This window comes from Embleya sp. NPDC005575 (genome assembly GCF_040605455.1).
Classification (GTDB): domain Bacteria; phylum Actinomycetota; class Actinomycetes; order Streptomycetales; family Streptomycetaceae; genus Embleya.
Window position 1 is genome coordinate 44308 of the sequence record NZ_JBEXCV010000038.1, and the last position, 15658, is coordinate 59965.

Here is a 15658-nt window from a genome sequence, read left to right on the forward strand (position 1 = left end):
GGTCGACGATCAAGTCGCGGGCGCCGACGCGCCGGGGAGAGCGGCCGGAGCCGCAGCGGCCCGCACTCCGCTGCCGTGGGCCCGTCCGCGCGCGGTACTACCGGGCTCAAGCAGCCCACGAGAGCCGCGCCCCGGGGGTAACCGCAACGCGTCCACCGCACGCAACGGGCGGAGCGGGTGGGCGCACAAAAGTTCACCCCGCCCACATTGTGAGACCACCCGACCACGCACAAGCGGATGTGCCAGACTCCGAAGCATGCAGCAGTGGCTCATTATTAGCCGCAGCGTGCCGGTAACGGGTTGATCCCCCCACAAGGGGTGCACACCGCCCATCGCCCGCACGCAGACCTCTCGCGACCGCGAGGGGTCTTTTTGTTTGCCGCCCCACCCCGGCGGTGAGCGTGCGCATGGGCCCGCCATTTGTTGATCGACGGGAGAACCGAGGCCAATGCACCCCACGACGACCGACCCGAGCGCCTTCCACGTCTTCGACACCACCCTCCGGGACGGTTCGCAGCGCGAGGGCATCAACCTGACGGTGTCCGACAAGCTCACCGTGGCCCGCCACCTGGACGACTTCGGCGTCGGCTTCATCGAGGGCGGCTGGCCCGGCGCGGTACCGCGCGACACCGAGTTCTTCCGCCGGGCCAAGGAGGAACTGCACCTGGTCCACGCCGTCCTGGTCGCGTTCGGCTCGACCCGCAAGGCCGGCACCACGGCCGCCGCGGATCCCCAGGTCCAGGCCCTGCTCGACGCCGAGGCGCCGGTCGTGTGCCTGGTGGCCAAGTCGCACGACAAGCATGTCTCGCTCGCACTGCGCACCACGCTGGACGAGAACCTGGAGATGGTCCGGGACACCGTCGCCCACCTGCGGGCGCAGGGCCGCCGGGTGTTCGTCGACTGTGAGCACTTCTTCGACGGCTACCGGGCCAACCCCGAGTACGCGCTGAGTGTGGTCGCCGCCGCGCACGACGCGGGCGCCGAGGTGGTCGTGCTGTGCGACACCAACGGCGGGATGTTGCCCAGCGGGGTCCGCGAGATCGTCACCGCCGTGCACGCGGGCACCGGGGCCCGCCTGGGCATCCACGCGCAGGACGACACCGGCTGCGCGGTGGCCAACACCATCGCGGCCGTCGAGGGCGGCGCCACGCACGTCCAGTGCACCGCCAACGGCTACGGCGAACGCGTGGGCAACGCCAACCTGTTCCAGGTGGTCGGCAACCTCGAACTCAAGCAGGGCATGCATGTGTTGCCCGAGGGCAAGCTGCGCGAGATGACCCGGATCTCGCACGCGATCGCCGAGGTGGTCAACCTCGCCCCCTCCACCCACTTGCCCTACGTGGGCGTGTCCGCGTTCGCGCACAAGGCGGGGCTGCACGCGTCCGCGATCAAGGTCGACCCCGACCTGTACCAGCACATCGACCCCGCACTGGTCGGCAACGGCATGCGGATGCTGATCTCGGACATGGCCGGCCGCGCCTCGATCGAGCTCAAGGGCAAGGAACTGGGCTACGACCTCTCGGGCGACAAGGACCTGGTCGGCCGGGTGGTCAACCAGGTCAAGGAGCGCGAGGCCGCCGGCTACACGTACGAGGCCGCGGACGCTTCCTTCGAACTGCTGTTGCGGGACGAGAGCCTGGGCCGCGCGCGGTTCTTCACGCTGGAGTCGTGGCGCGCGATCAGCGAACAGCGCGGCGACGGCGTACCGGTGAACGAGGCCACCGTGAAGCTGCACGCCAAGGGGGAGCGGATCGTCGCGACGGGCGAGGGCAACGGCCCGGTCAACGCGCTCGACCGCGCGCTGCGGCTGGCCCTGGAGCGGATCTACCCGCAGCTCGCGGCGTTCGAGTTGGCGGACTACAAGGTACGGCTGTTGGAGGGCCGACACGGGACGGACGCGATCACGCGCGTGCTGGTGGAGACCACCGACGGCAAGCAGGTGTGGAGCACCGTCGGGGTCGCGGAGAACGTGATCGCGGCGTCGTGGCAGGCCCTGGAGGACGCGTACACCTACGGTCTGCTCAAGGCGGGCCTGACCCCCGGTGTCCAGGACACCGAGGGATCGGACCGCGCGTAGACCGAAAGTGATGAACCGTCAGGGGCGGCCGGGGCGGAACGACCGCCACCCGTCGCCCCACGGTTCGTCCCAGCCCGCCGGCAGCGGCGACAGAGACCCCGGCGGCGGCGACGGCAACGCGGGTTGCGCGGGCCCGGTGGCCCGCGGTTGCAGCGGCGCCGGTGGGGGAGCGGGTGCCGGGGCGGGTGGGCGCACGGGCGCGGAGGCCAGCGGACTGGCCGCGGTCATCGGGTTGGGCGGCAGCAGCGGTTCGCTCTCTTCAAGACGTGCCAACTCGCGTCCGACGGCGAATCGTTCGAGTCGCCCTCGGACCTCTTCCGGTTCCCGCGACACGGGTAGTTCCCGGTCGAGGCCGAACTCCTCGGCCGCCGCACCCGGCAGCAGATTGGCCTGCGGGGGCCTTCGCGGCAGCCCCGAATCGGTCGTGCCATCGACCATCGGAAGGCGGGCCGCTTGCGCCGCGCGCCTGCTGTTGTCGTCCACCGAACCCCACCTCGGTTCGTTGTTGGGCCTGCGCCTCAAAACGTTCTGATATCAATTGGGCAACAGATGACTATGGGATGACCTTAGCAATGTGCGAGTCGAGGCGGGCACTCGGCCGGCCATGTCGCCGAGTCCTGTCACACGTTTGTCGAATATCTCGAACGCCCTTGGGAATCCCGCCACTCGGGCTTCGCGCCCACAACACCTCAGGCGAACCCCGCAATGGGATTCGCCTGAGGTGTTGTGGTGCGCAATACGAAAAAACAGGTTCGAGCAGTTACCGAAGGCCGGCGTGAGCAAGCCCGAGGGTCAGCGCAGGCGAGCCATCAGCGCGTGCTCGACCAGCGTGATCAGGGTCGACTTGGCCGATTCGCGGCGCCGTGCGTCACAGCTCACGATCGGGGTGTCGGGCCCTATCTGCAATGCCTCGCGGACATCCTCCGCGTGGTGGGTCTGCAATCCGTCGAAGCAGTTCAACGCGACGATGAACGGCAGCCCGCTGTTCTCGAAGTAGTCGATCGCGGGGAAGCAATCGGCGAGTCGGCGCGTGTCCACCAGAACCACGGCGCCGATCGCGCCGCGGACCAGGTCGTCCCACATGAACCAGAATCGGTGCTGACCCGGCGTACCGAAGAGGTACAGGATCAGATCCTCGTCCAGCGTGATGCGACCGAAGTCCATCGCGACCGTCGTCGTCTGCTTGTCCGGCGTCGCCGACAGGTCGTCGACACCGGCGCTGGCGGACGTCATGACCGCTTCGGTACGCAGCGGAGCGATCTCCGAGACGGCACCGACGAGCGTGGTCTTGCCCACGCCGAATCCGCCGGCGACGACGATTTTCGCCGACGTGGTGGAAGACCTGGCGGGAACCGGGCCCGGGCTAGAGCTTGCGAAGTCCACTGAGCACCCTTTCGAGCAGCGTGACGTCCGGCTGCCCCTGGTCGTTCCCGGGCTGGTGGATGACCACCAGCCCGGCTTCGGCGAGGTCCGCGACGAGTACGCGGGCGACGCCGAGCGGGATGGTGAGCAGAGCCGAGATCTCGGCTACCGACTTGACCTCCCGACACAGCGCACAGATGCGCTGGTGCTCGGGCAACAGGCCGGGTGGGTTGGCCACCTGAGGTGTCGTGGTGACCAGGGCCTCCAGCGCGAGCTGATAGCGAGGCCGGGTGCGACCACCGGTCATGGCGTACGGGCGGACCAGGGTCTCGTGAAACTCCTGGTCCCCGTGATCGGACATATCCGGAGGTGTCATCGCGGCAGTGCACCTTGGAGTTCGGCGCGCAGGGCCGGCGTGAGCACGGCGCCCGCGCGGTCGACGAGCAGGGCCATCTCGTAGCCGATCAGGCCGATGTCACACTCCGGCGACGCCAGCACGGCCAGGGAGGAGCCGTCCGAAATCGACATGATAAAGAGGAAACCCCGTTCCATTTCCACGACCGTCTGGGTCACGTGCCCGCCCTCGAAGATACGGGACGCACCCTGGGTCAGGCTGGTCAAACCCGATGCGACGGCGGCGAGCTGATCCGCCCGGTCGCGAGGGAAGCCCTCGGACAGGGCGAGCAGCAGGCCGTCCGCGGAGACCACGACCGTGTGCGACACCCCGGGGGTGTTGTCCACGAAGTTCGTGATCAGCCAGTTCAGGTTCTGCGCGGCCTGGCTCAACGACTTCTCAGTCATGCCTGCTCCTGGTTGTTCTCGTCACGAGGCCGAGGGGCGGATCCCCCGGACCCGGCGGTGCGACCCTGCTGGATGCCCCGGCGGAAGTTGGTCAGTCGCCCGCGGACCTCGTCGGGCGACCGGGACAGGCCCGGAGCGCCCGGTGTGGGCCGGCCCGACTGCTCCTGACGGGTGCCGGGTGCGGCAGGACCCGCACCCGGGTGGCCCGAGGCCTGAGCCCCGCCGGACTGCTCGACGCCGCCCGGCACCAGGTTGGCGCGGGGCACACGGCGAGGCAGGCCCGCTCCGGTGGTGCCACCCGAGGACGGCTCGCGAGCGGCCTCGGCCGCGCGCCAACCGTCGTCACCGGCCGAGTACCAGCCGGACTGCTGACCCTGAGGGCCGACGGCGGGTGCGACCGCGGGCGACTGCTCGACAAACTCGTCCGGTTCCGTCGGCGTCCCGAACATGTCGGTGACGGGCTGCTGACGCCCACCATCGAAGGCCGGGGCCTGCTCGACCGGTGCCGGTGCCTGCGGCGGGTTGGTCGCCATCGGCACCCGACGGTCGAGGTCGCCGAGCGGACTCGACTCGACTACCGCCTGCTCGCGCGCCGGCGCGGCCTGCTCCTCGCCTCGCGGCGTGGAACGGACCTGCGCGGCTCGCATCCGGCCGCCACGGTTGCCCTGGCGGTGGAACCAGTCGGATTCGAGCGTGTCAAAGATCGGCAGCCTACCGTCGTCGCCGGTGCTCGGCGGCGCGCTCATGTCCAACTCGGACGGAGCGGGCAGTTGTTCGGCGTTTTCCGGCGCACCGACCGGCGCGAAGGGCGAGCCCTCCGAGCGGCCGGGTCCCACCGGCGCGAACGGCGAGGCCGCCGGCCGCACATCGCCCTGCGGGCCGCGCACCTGCTCGGCCCGAGTGTGCTCGTCCTGCTCCTGCCGCGCGGGCTCGGGGCGAGCCTGCGGGGCGAGACCGCGCAGCACCGGCAGCGAGTCCCCGGTCGGGGGCTGCTCGCCGTCGCGAGGAGTATGACCGCGCTGCGGCAGTTCCTCCCGACGGGTCAGTTCCTCGCGGCGCGGCGTTTCGTAGCCGCTCGGCACCTCGGCCGGCGGCGCGACGGGCTCGACCGGCAGCGGTGCCACCGGGGTGAGTTCGTCGTATTCGGTGCCCCACGGGGCGGGCGCGCGCTCGTCCTGCCGGGGAGCGAGCTCCGCACCCGGGCGGCCGAACGGCTGCGCGGGCTGCTCGTAGCCGCCCCGGTCGATCTCGGCCCCGGGCCGCGGCTCGTCCGCGTACGGCGCAGTGAACGGCGACGCGAACTGCGAGGTGTCACCCGCGCGTCCGGACTCGTCCACGGGCTGTGGAGCGGCCGGGAACGAACCGGTGTCCTGCCCGTACCGCGGCTGCTGCAACCCGGCCTGACGGCCGTCGTCGCCGGTGCCGAACATCGGCGCCGAGGGTGCGGCCGGGAAGGCCCCGGTACGCGGGTCGTTCGCGTGCGGCTGGTGCTGCGGCGGCTGCGGCAGCACCGGCGCGAACGGGTTGTCGTCCCGCCCGGGCGTGGCCGGCGGCGGCGAACTCGGCGCGCGGTGCGCCCCCGTGCTGGTGACGCCCGGCTCGCTCGCGAACGGGTTCACCGTGCCCGGGTACGGCGTGTCCGTGCCGACCGAGTCCTGGAAGGACGGGGCCGCGAAGGCCTGCGTGCTGCCGTACGACGGCTCCTGTTGAACCGGAGCCTGTGCGGGCCCGCTGCCGGCGTTCCGGGTGTTCCGGGTGTCGGGAGCGTGGTTCGGCTGCGGAGCCTGGTTGACCGGCTGGGCCGGTGCCTCGGCGCCCCGCTGTGGCAGTTCGCGTCGCCGGTTGCGCTCCTGGGCCCGGCTGCCGACCCGGGGGCCGGGCAGGGCCTGCGCGGCCGGTGCGGCCGCGGGCAGTTCCTCGGTCCAGCCGGAGACGGCCGCCGCGGTCTTGTCGCCGCCCTTGCTCCACCCGTCGCCGCCACCGGGGCGGTCGCCCTGGATGAGCTCGATCGGGAGCATGACCAGCGCGGTGGTGCCGCCACCCTCGCCCGGCCGGAGCTGGACGCGGATGCCGTGCCGGGTGGCCAGTCGGCCGACCACGAACAGACCCATGCGGCGTGAGATGGAGACGTCCACCACCGGCGGGCGAGCCAGCCGCTGGTTGGCGTCGGCGAGGTCGTCGCCGGTGAGCCCGATGCCGTTGTCGTGGATCTCGATCAGCGCGCGACCGTCCGGCAGGATGTGGCCGGTGACGCGCACCTTGGTGTGCGGGCTGGAGAACGTGGTCGAGTTCTCCAGCAACTCGGCGAGCAGGTGCACGAGGTCGTTGACCGCGCGGCCGGCGATGTCGGTGGTGGGCAGTGCGCCCAACTCGACCCGCTCGTACTGCTCCACCTCGGAGGCCGCGGCCCGCAGCACGTCGACCAGCGGAACCGGTCGGGTCCAGCGGCGGCCGGGCTCCTCACCCGCGAGCACCAGGAGGTTCTCACCGTTGCGGCGCATACGCGTCGCGAGGTGGTCGAGCTTGAACAGGTTGGCCAGCTGGTCCGGGTCCGCCTCGCGGTTCTCCAGGTCGGAGATGAGCGCGAGCTGACGCTGGATCAGGCTCTGGCTGCGCCGCGAGAGGTTGACGAACATCGCGTTGACGTTGCCTCGCAGCAGGGCCTGCTCGGCGGCGAGTCGTACGGCCTCGGCGTGCACCGCGTCGAACGCGCGGGCCACCTGGCCGATCTCGTCCCGGGACAACACGCCGATCGGCTCGATCGCCAGATCCACGTCGCCGGGATCGGACTCGGAGAGCCGGCGCACCGTCTCGGGCAGTCGCTCCTCGGCGACCTCCAGCGCGGAGCGCCGCAGCGTGTTCAGCGAACGCACCAGCGACCGCGCCACGATCACACCGAGCAGGATGGTGATCAACAGCGCGCCGACGACGAGGATCGTGTTGATCAACGCGTCGGTACGGGCCTCGTCCTGCAAATCCTTCGAGGTGGCGGTCAGCTTGAGCCCGAGTTGGGCCTCGACCTGGCCGAGCGCGCTGATCTTGTCCGTGGACAACGTCCACCACTCCTGCGTGGTGAAGTCGTTCGCGTTCTCCAGCCGGGCCAGGCCGTTCGGCTTGTTGTTGGAGGCCAAGGCGGCGTTGACCATGCTCTTGAAGAGCTGGAACCGCTCCTCGACCGCGGTGATCTTGTCCCGGCTGACGCTGGCCTTGTAGACCGTGCTCCAGTCGGCGGGCGCGACGCTGGTGAATCCGCGGATCGCGTTCTGCTCGGACTCGTTCAGCCGGGCGAGCGTCTCGCTCGCCTCCAGCGGGATCTCGTTCGGCTTGAGGCCGTACGCGATCACTGCGGCGCGCTGCGAGGACGCGTACGCCTTCGACTCACCGAACGAGCCGAGGGCGCGGGCGCCCTGGATCAGGTCGGGGTCGCGGGTGACCTCGGGCGCCTCCTGGTTGATCTGCAGCAACTGCAGAATCATCTTGTTGTAGGCGTCGACCGTGCTGCGGGTGCTCGTGCGGAAGGCGTCCTGACGGGTTCGGTTGAGCTCCGTCAGCGAGTGGCCGATGTCCTTGAGCGTGGCGCCGAGCACCGGCATCGAGTCGGTGTTCATCTTTGCGACGGCCGCGTTGTAGACGGTGACCTGGTCGTCGGTGGTCTTCTTGGCCTTGTTGACCTCAGCCGTCAGATCCGACGAGGGAGCCACACTCGCCTGCGCGAGCAGGTCGCGTTCCTGCTCCAGCCACGTGGCCAGCGTCGAGGCCTGGTCGATGATGGCCGCGGCTTTTTGCACCGTGTCCATCTCGCGGGTCTTTTCGATCGACGACTGGATACGCAGGCCACCGAGCAACGCGGCGACCACGACCGGGAGCAGGAGCAGCGCGGTGATCCGGGTACGGATGCGCCAGTTCCTGATCGAGAACAGCAACTTGAACCGGGACGGTGCCGCCCCGGTGGGCCGGGCTGCCCCGGCGCCGGCTTGGGAGTCCCCGACGGAGTCGGAGGGCTCGTTGGCGTCCTGGGGTCCGCTGGCTTGCTGCGGGGCTCGCACCTCCGGCGTGGAGGGGCCGGCCGTGGCCGGGGCCCCTGCGGAGTCGTGCTGCTTCTTCCGACGTCCCTGCACTAGCGTCGCAACCTCTTGTGACCAGTCGTTAGACCCGCCGGTAAGGCGAGGCTCGTGTGCGTAAATCCCTGGATTCGCGTTCTTCCCAGGGCACCTCGGCCGCCTTCGCGAGCCGAGGTGAAGGAACTCCGCTTGTTGGGAACCACCCCCGTGGTCGCAGGCATTTCAGCACAGCCACGGGGCCGCAACAAGATAGCGGGGTCCGGACATAGAGGCATTGCGACCGGTCTTGGCGATTAACCCGTTTCGTGGGGTAAGCAACCGGTATTAAGGGACGATCAAGGGCAAAATGCCACACGTTTGTCGAGGTTCCGGGGAGGTGAAAATCACATATTGATGTCCCGGTTCGAACACCTGGTGTAAACCGTGATGTGCAGTCGGTGATCGAGCCGTCGGGTAACCCGTGACCACCCCTGACGTAACCACGGGTAATCTTGCAGAACAAGGCTGCACCCTGCACGCAGTTGTGATTGTGCTCCGCATCGGCGCGAACAAGGAAGAGCGAGAACCGGGAACCGTGGACAACATCAGTACGCACCGCCCCAGCACGGCCAACCCCAGGCGGACCCAGGTGGACGTGGTCCTGCCCCGCCAGCGAGTGGCCGAGGCGGTCGGACAGTCGGTCATCGCCGAGGTGCGGACCGCGAACCCGAGGCGCACCAACCTGATGGACACCCCGCCGGTGGACACGCGCGCCTGACCTCCCGCACCATCCGCCGAGGCGCTCGGCGCCCGCGTAGCCTTGGGCACGTCTCGTTCGTGTCTCTTCGGCAAGGGTGACCCATCTTGCGCATCGCCAGGTTCTCCACGGACGACTCCGTCTCCTTCGGGGTGGTGACCGGCGACGCCGACCAACCCGAGTCGCTGGTGGTGCACGCCCTCGCCGGCCATCCGTTCGGCGAACTGCGGCCCACCGGCGCCCAGCATCCGCTGTCCTCGGTTCGCCTGCTCGCGCCCGTACTGCCGAGCAAGGTCGTCGCGATCGGCAAGAACTACGCCGCGCACGCCGCCGAGATGGGCTCGGCCGTCCCCGACGCGCCGATCACTTTCCTCAAGCCGTCCACGTCGGTGATCGGGCACGGCGACGGCATCGCCTACCCGCAGATCTCCGACGACGTGCATCACGAGGCCGAACTGGCCGTGGTGATCGGCCGGATGTGCCGGGACGTGCCGGCCGAGCGGGCCGCCGAGGTGATCTTCGGCTTCACCTGCGCCAACGACGTGACCGCGCGCGACCTGCAGCGGAGCGAGGGCCAGTGGGGCCGGGCCAAGGGCATGGACACCTTCTGCCCGCTGGGCCCGTGGGTGGAGACCGACATCACGCTCGCCCAGGTCGGTGAGGGCGAGGGACTGACCGTGGCGTGCACCGTCAACGGCGAGGTGCGCCAGGCGGGGAGTACGGGGCAGATGATTCGCACCGTTACCGAGTTGATCGTGCATGTGACCCAGGCGATGACGCTGCTGCCCGGCGACGTACTGCTGACCGGCACTCCGGCGGGCGTCGGTCCGCTGCACGTGGGCGACCGGGTCTCGGTCACCGTGGGTGGTGTCGGCACCCTGACCAATACCGTGATCAAGCGCGGCTGACCGGGCGCGCGCGGTCGATCGTGGGCGGGTCACCCGGACTTGTGACGATTCGAACGAGGGTCCGGTAACCCGTTTTGGTCACGCGCGCCTCATCGGGTAAAGTTCTTCTCGTGCCGCCCCGCAAGGGAGCAGCACGGAGCGAAGTCCTCGTAAAAGCCCCCGGGCATCACGAAGGACCGAGCATTGGGGTATGGGGTAATTGGCAGCCCGACGGTTTCTGGTTCCGTTAGTCTAGGTTCGAGTCCTGGTACCCCAGCTGCATCGTCTTCGGATGATGTCGCTGGAAGAAGTTCATGATTGATGATCTGGCCCCGTTGTGTAGTGGCCTAGCACGTCGCCCTCTCAAGGCGGTAGCGCGGGTTCGAATCCCGTCGGGGCTACCAGATCAGCCGTTCGCGGCTTCCATGGCACCGAGCACCACCCAGCAGTACGAGGCCCCGTTGTGTAGTGGCCTAGCACGCCGCCCTCTCAAGGCGGTAGCGCGGGTTCGAATCCCGTCGGGGCTACCTCGAAGAAGAAGACCTCCCACAGTCGCGGGAGGTCTTCTTCGTTTTCCGGAGCGGACGCCGCCGGCGGTGCCGAGTGCGCCCGCTCCGTGCCCAACCGCCGTATGTGGCGCAGCTCCCCGGACGCCCATCGGCGCCCGGGGGCTGGGGTGGTCAGACCTCCACCGGTGCCCGGCGCAGCGCGTCCGACAGCTTGGCGGCGGCCTCCATCACGGCCTGCGCGTGCAGTCGGCCCGGGTGTCGGGTCAGCCGCTCGATCGGGCCGGAGACGGACACGGCGGCCACCACGCGGTTGCTCGGGCCGCGCACGGCCGCGGAGACGGACGCGACACCCGGCTCGCGCTCGCCGATGCTCTGTGCCCAGCCGCGGCGGCGCACGCCGGAGAGCGTGGTCGCGGTGAACCGCGCGCCCTGCAGGCCACGGTGCAGGCGCTCGGGCTCCTCCCACGCGAGCAGGCACTGCGCGGCCGAACCGGCCTTCATCGGCAGCGTGCTGCCCACCGGGACGGTGTCGCGCAGGCCGGAGAGCCGCTCGGCCGCGGCCACGCACACGCGCATGTCGCCCTGGCGCCGGTACAGCTGCGCACTCTCGCCGGTGATGTCGCGCATGTGCGCGAGCACCGGGTGAGCGGCGGCCAGCAGTCGGTCCTCGCCCGCCGCGGCGGCCAGCTCGGCCAGGCGTGGGCCGAGCACGAAGCGCCCCTGCATGTCGCGCGCGACCAGACGGTGGTGTTCCAGGGCCACCGCGAGTCGATGCGCCGTGGGCCGGGCAAGTCCGGTTATGGCGACGAGTCCCGCGAGCGTGGCAGGGCCGGCTTCGAGCGCGGCCAGCACGACAGCGGCCTTGTCGAGAACGCCGACTCCGCTAGAATTGTCCATGCCTTGATATTGCCGTCTCGGATTACGAGACGCAAGTCCGCGATCGAGGCCGGTGCCGGCACAGTGGCGCGACGCGCCGAACCCGAGCACCGGAACACAGCCGGGGGCCGTCGGGATGCGGGGACGCGTCAGGGCGTCGACCGCGGATACGGAATCAGCCGCACCGCGCGACAGAGGACACACAGCGCCGGTAAAGACGCCGGCCGGAGGGACAGCGATGGGACGGACACTCGCGGAGAAGGTCTGGGACGCACACGTGGTGCGTCGTGCGGAGGGCGAGCCGGACCTGCTCTACATCGACCTGCACCTGCTGCACGAGGTGACCAGTCCGCAGGCGTTCGACGGTCTGCGCCAGGCCGGTCGGCAGGTTCGCCGTACCGATCTGACGATCGCGACCGAGGACCACAACACGCCGACGCTCGACGTCGACAAACCCATCGCGGATCCGGTTTCGCGCGCCCAGATCGAGACGCTCCGCAAGAACGCCGCCGAATTCGGGGTCCGGATCCACTCGCTGGGCGACGTCGAGCAGGGCATCGTACACGTGGTCGGCCCGCAGCTGGGACTGACCCAGCCCGGCATGACGGTGGTCTGCGGCGACAGCCACACCGCCACCCACGGTGCCTTCGGCGCACTGGCATTCGGGATCGGCACCAGCCAGGTCGAGCACGTGCTGGCCACCCAGACGCTGCCGATGGCGCCGTTCAAGACGATGGCCGTCACCGTCGAGGGCGACCTGCCCGAGGGTGTGGGCGCCAAGGACCTGATCCTCGCGGTGATCGCGCGGATCGGTACCGGCGGCGGTCAGGGCTACGTCATCGAGTATCGCGGCCAGGCGATCCGGAACCTCTCGATGGAGGGCCGGATGACCGTGTGCAACATGTCGATCGAGGCCGGCGCCCGGGCGGGCATGATCGCGCCCGACGAGACCACGTTCGCGTACCTGAACGGCCGCCCGCACGCGCCGCAGGGCGCGGACTGGGACGCGGCCGTGGCGTACTGGAAGGGTCTGGCGACGGAGGCGGACGCGGTGTTCGACAAGGAGGTCGTCATCGACGCGGCCGAACTGTCGCCGTTCGTCACGTGGGGCACCAACCCCGGCCAGGGCGCGCCGCTGGGCGAATCCGTGCCGGACCCGGTCGCGATCGAGGACCCGGTCGAGCGCGCGGCGGCCGAGAAGGCGATCGCGTACATGGGTCTGACGGCGGGCCAGAAGCTGCGTGACATCGCGGTGGACACGGTCTTCGTCGGCTCGTGCACCAACGGTCGGATCGAGGACCTGCGCGAGGTGGCCGGCATCATCAAGGGCCGCAGGGTCGCCGACGGCGTGCGGATGCTGGTCGTTCCCGGTTCGGTACGGGTCTCGCTGCAGGCCGTGTCCGAGGGTCTGGACAAGGTGTTCACCGACTTCGGCGCCGAATGGCGCTACGCGGGCTGCTCGATGTGCCTGGGCATGAACCCCGACCAACTCGCCCCCGGCGAGCGCAGCGCGTCCACCTCCAACCGCAACTTCGAGGGGCGGCAGGGCAAGGGCGGCCGCACCCACCTGGTCTCGCCGCAGGTCGCGGCCGCGACCGCCGTGCTGGGCCACCTGGCCGCACCCGCCGACCTGAGCACCGCAGGAGTCTGAGCGATGGAAGCCTTCACCACCCACACCGGAACGGCCGTCCCGCTGCGCGAGAGCAACGTGGACACCGACCAGATCATCCCCGCGCACTGGCTCAAGAAGGTCACCCGCGACGGCTTCGAGGACGGACTGTTCGAAGCCTGGCGCAAGAACCCGGAGTTCGTGCTGAACCAGCCGGAGCGCGCGGGCGCCACCGTCCTGGTGGCCGGCCCCGACTTCGGTACCGGGTCCTCGCGTGAGCACGCGGTGTGGGCCCTACAGAACTACGGGTTCAAGACCGTCATCTCGGCTCGCTTCGCGGACATCTTCCGGGGTAACTCGCAAAAGGGCGGTCTGCTGACCGTCGTGCTGCCGCAGGAGACGGTCGAACGCCTGTGGGCACTGACCGAAGCCGACCCGACTGCCGAGATCACGGTGGATCTGGTGGACCGTCAGGTGCGCGCGGGTGAGCTCGTCGCCGACTTCGAGATCGACGACTACACGCGTTGGCGGCTGCTCGAAGGGCTGGACGACATCGGTCTGACCCTGCGTCACGAGGAGGGCATCACCTCGTTCGAGGCGACCCGACCGACCTGGCTGCCGCGTACCCAACCGGTGGGCTGACCGGCAACTCCCTTACCCAGCAGGCAAATCTGCGAAGATCGAACGGCGGGACGCGGTTGCGTCCCGCTGTTCGCATGTTCGGCGCCCGCCCCCGATGGCCGCCCCGTTGTGCCCATAGCCGGATGAGCTGTCACAATTGCGGTGTGGAGCACCAAGGCCGACACGTGAACGAGTTCGAAGAAGTGGAACTCTTCGCCGAACTGGCCACCCGGTTGAAGGTCGCCCACGCCCGGGTGCGTAGGCTCCGACTACCGAACGAGGCTAAAGTGGCGCTAATACGCCGCTTGTTGGTCATCACCGACGCGGCAAAGCATGATTTGGCGGACGCCTCGCGGCGACTGACCAAGTTGATGGACGAGTTGGACGCGGGGCCCGCGAGTTCGCGGGGCACCGCCGAAGCCTGAATCCGTTGCGACACAAGGGTGATTCGCCCGTTCGGTAATTGCTTCGGCACTTTTGGATGCTTAGCGTGCCCAATGCCGGCTGAACTGTCCCGGCATCGGTTTCCGAAGGGGAAGACGTGAACAAGGCGCAGCTCGTCGAGGCGGTCGCTGACCGACTGGGTGGCCGCAAGGCCGCCGCAGAGGCAGTCGATGCCGTCCTCGACACCATCGTTCGTGCGGTGACGGCGGGAGACCGGGTGTCCATCACGGGCTTCGGCTCGTTCGAGAAGGTGGACCGTCCGGCTCGATACGCTCGCAACCCGCAGACCGGTGAGCGGGTGCGCGTCAAGAAGACCTCGGTGCCCCGCTTCCGCGCGGGCCAGGGCTTCAAGGACTACACCAGCGGGACCAAGAAGCTCCCCAAGCCCAACGTGAAGAGCGCGGCCGCCAAGAGCAGCCCGACTCCGCGCGTGATCGCGACGGACGCCGCGGCGCCCGCCGCGAAGGCGACGACCCGCAAGGCAACCGCGGCGAAGAAGGCACCGGCGAAGCCGGCCACCTCGCGCGCCGCGGCGGCCAAGACCCCGGCTGCCACGACGCGCAAGACCGCGGCCGCGGCCAAGACGACGGCGGCCGCCAAGCCCGCCGCCAAGAAGGCGACCAAGGCGCCCGCGACCAAGGCCGCGAGCAAGCCGGCCGCGGCGAAGAAGGTCACGGCCAAGGCCGCGACCACCACGAGCAAGGCCACCACCACCAAGGCCGTCAAGAGCACGCCGGCGGCGGCCAAGGCTCCGGCGACCAAGGCGAAGGCGACCAAGGCCGCGCCGAAGGCCGCGACCGCCAAGCCGGCCGCGGCCAAGCCCGCCGCCGCCAAGGCGCCGGCGGCGAAGAAGCCCGCTACCAAGCGCGCGGCCAAGAAGGCCTGACGCAGCGGATTTCCCGAGCCGGCGACATGCCGGACGACGGCGACGGGCCGGCACCCACACGCGTGGGTACCGGCCCGTCGCCGTGCCCCGGTCACCGCGTTCTTGCCGCCGGGTGTGGGTCGCCCACCCCGGGTGCCCGGTGTCGACCGGTCGACGTCGCGCTCAGCGCGGCGGATCCGGCAGCGTGTAGAGCGTCACCAGCACCACCCGATCACCCGTCGTGTCCATGGTCATCCGCACGCGTTGACCGGGCCGCAGAAAGCGCATCCCGCCGGCGTCGAACGCCGCCGCGTCGAAGGGCACGGGAGAGCCGTCGTCGAGCAGCACGACGCCCTCTCGCGAGTCGGTCTCGAAGGTGTACACGGTGCCCTGCATAACCCCCATTGTGACCGCTGCCGCGACCCCCGCCGATCCGACGCGGCGTCAGGAGGCGGCGGCACGCGGCAGAAACGGCACGGACGGGAGCACCGCGGCGGTGGCCGCGCCGACCCCGAGCGCTACCGCGGCCCGCAGATCCTCGCCCGTGTCCACGTCCCGGCGCACCGATTCCACGTCGTAGGGCGTGAGTTCGATCGCCCCCGAGGCCAGGTGCCGAGCTCGGGAGCGGCCCCCGAAGCCCGGCGCCAACGGAACTCCCGCCGCGGCGGCGAGCAATGTGGTGCCCACCCCCGCCGCGTCCGCCAAAAAGGCCCGCCGCGCGAACGTCGCGGTGGCGAGCACCCGATCCAACTCCTCGGCCCGCAGCGCCGGAAGGTCGGCGGACAGCGCGGCCACCCCGGTCCGCGGCCG

At 70.0% G+C, this 15658-nt stretch carries 13 protein-coding genes, 3 tRNA genes and 2 pseudogenes; 10 read left to right on the forward strand and 8 right to left on the reverse strand.

The window, feature by feature from the left end:
* The first annotated feature begins 448 nt into the window (after positions 1 to 448).
* Complete coding sequence (cimA, locus tag ABZS54_RS15755) at positions 449 to 2077, forward strand: citramalate synthase (RefSeq protein ID WP_355535119.1); 1629 nt, start codon at positions 449 to 451, stop codon at positions 2075 to 2077.
* A gap of 18 nt (positions 2078 to 2095) precedes the next feature.
* Here the strand turns inward: cimA and ABZS54_RS15760 are convergent, their stop codons facing one another.
* From ABZS54_RS15760 to ABZS54_RS15780, 5 genes and pseudogenes are all read right to left on the reverse strand, one after another.
* The gene (locus tag ABZS54_RS15760; protein ID WP_355535121.1) at positions 2096 to 2560 is read right to left on the reverse strand and encodes a hypothetical protein; all 465 of its coding nucleotides are present in this window, start codon (positions 2558 to 2560) and stop codon (positions 2096 to 2098) included.
* Positions 2561 to 2869: 309 nt separating this feature from the next.
* Positions 2870 to 3460: an ATP/GTP-binding protein gene (locus tag ABZS54_RS15765; protein WP_078975288.1), complete on the reverse strand. Its 591-nt coding sequence runs from the start codon at positions 3458 to 3460 to the stop codon at positions 2870 to 2872.
* Positions 3441 to 3764, reverse strand: a pseudogene (locus ABZS54_RS15770) (DUF742 domain-containing protein); the annotation flags it as partial. The gene ABZS54_RS15765 and the pseudogene ABZS54_RS15770, both read right to left, overlap by 20 nt.
* A gap of 47 nt (positions 3765 to 3811) precedes the next feature.
* Complete coding sequence (locus ABZS54_RS15775; protein WP_020553297.1) at positions 3812 to 4240, reverse strand: roadblock/LC7 domain-containing protein; 429 nt, start codon at positions 4238 to 4240, stop codon at positions 3812 to 3814.
* The gene (locus ABZS54_RS15780) at positions 4237 to 8358 is read right to left on the reverse strand and encodes a nitrate- and nitrite sensing domain-containing protein (protein ID WP_355535124.1); all 4122 of its coding nucleotides are present in this window, start codon (positions 8356 to 8358) and stop codon (positions 4237 to 4239) included. Before ABZS54_RS15780 ends, ABZS54_RS15775 begins: the two co-directional genes overlap by 4 nt.
* 466 nt (positions 8359 to 8824) lie before the next feature.
* Here ABZS54_RS15780 and ABZS54_RS15785 point away from each other — a divergent pair, with 466 nt between their 5' ends.
* From ABZS54_RS15785 to ABZS54_RS15805, 5 genes are all read left to right on the forward strand, one after another.
* A complete protein-coding gene (locus ABZS54_RS15785) occupies positions 8825 to 9058 on the forward strand; it encodes a hypothetical protein (RefSeq protein WP_355535127.1) in 234 nt (77 codons plus the stop codon).
* An 86-nt stretch (positions 9059 to 9144) separates the two neighbouring features.
* On the forward strand, positions 9145 to 9945 hold the full coding sequence (locus tag ABZS54_RS15790) for a fumarylacetoacetate hydrolase family protein (protein WP_355535130.1): 801 nt from the start codon (positions 9145 to 9147) through the stop codon (positions 9943 to 9945).
* Positions 9946 to 10129: 184 nt separating this feature from the next.
* Positions 10130 to 10201 (forward strand) — tRNA-Gln (locus ABZS54_RS15795).
* Between the two features lie 51 nt (positions 10202 to 10252).
* Positions 10253 to 10328, forward strand: a tRNA-Glu gene (locus ABZS54_RS15800).
* Positions 10329 to 10378: 50 nt separating this feature from the next.
* Positions 10379 to 10451: transfer RNA gene (locus ABZS54_RS15805), tRNA-Glu, on the forward strand.
* A 153-nt stretch (positions 10452 to 10604) separates the two neighbouring features.
* Here the strand turns inward: ABZS54_RS15805 and ABZS54_RS15810 are convergent.
* Positions 10605 to 11330: an IclR family transcriptional regulator gene (locus ABZS54_RS15810; protein ID WP_355535133.1), complete on the reverse strand. Its 726-nt coding sequence runs from the start codon at positions 11328 to 11330 to the stop codon at positions 10605 to 10607.
* A 217-nt stretch (positions 11331 to 11547) separates the two neighbouring features.
* Between ABZS54_RS15810 and leuC the strand changes: the two genes are divergently transcribed.
* From leuC to ABZS54_RS15830, 4 genes are all read left to right on the forward strand, one after another.
* On the forward strand, positions 11548 to 12960 hold the full coding sequence (gene leuC, locus ABZS54_RS15815; RefSeq protein ID WP_355535136.1) for a 3-isopropylmalate dehydratase large subunit: 1413 nt from the start codon (positions 11548 to 11550) through the stop codon (positions 12958 to 12960).
* Between the two features lie 3 nt (positions 12961 to 12963).
* Complete coding sequence (gene leuD / locus ABZS54_RS15820; protein WP_355535139.1) at positions 12964 to 13560, forward strand: 3-isopropylmalate dehydratase small subunit; 597 nt, start codon at positions 12964 to 12966, stop codon at positions 13558 to 13560.
* 164 nt (positions 13561 to 13724) lie between these two features.
* A complete protein-coding gene (locus ABZS54_RS15825) occupies positions 13725 to 13964 on the forward strand; it encodes a hypothetical protein (protein WP_355535142.1) in 240 nt (79 codons plus the stop codon).
* Between the two features lie 116 nt (positions 13965 to 14080).
* On the forward strand, positions 14081 to 14869 hold the full coding sequence (locus ABZS54_RS15830) for an HU family DNA-binding protein (RefSeq protein ID WP_355535145.1): 789 nt from the start codon (positions 14081 to 14083) through the stop codon (positions 14867 to 14869).
* Between the two features lie 162 nt (positions 14870 to 15031).
* On the opposite strand, the gene ABZS54_RS15835 is transcribed toward ABZS54_RS15830, so the two are convergent.
* Both ABZS54_RS15835 and ABZS54_RS15840 read right to left on the reverse strand, forming a co-directional pair.
* Complete coding sequence (locus ABZS54_RS15835) at positions 15032 to 15244, reverse strand: hypothetical protein (protein ID WP_355535148.1); 213 nt, start codon at positions 15242 to 15244, stop codon at positions 15032 to 15034.
* A 48-nt stretch (positions 15245 to 15292) separates the two neighbouring features.
* Positions 15293 to 15658: pseudogene (locus ABZS54_RS15840) on the reverse strand (2-phospho-L-lactate guanylyltransferase); the annotation flags it as partial.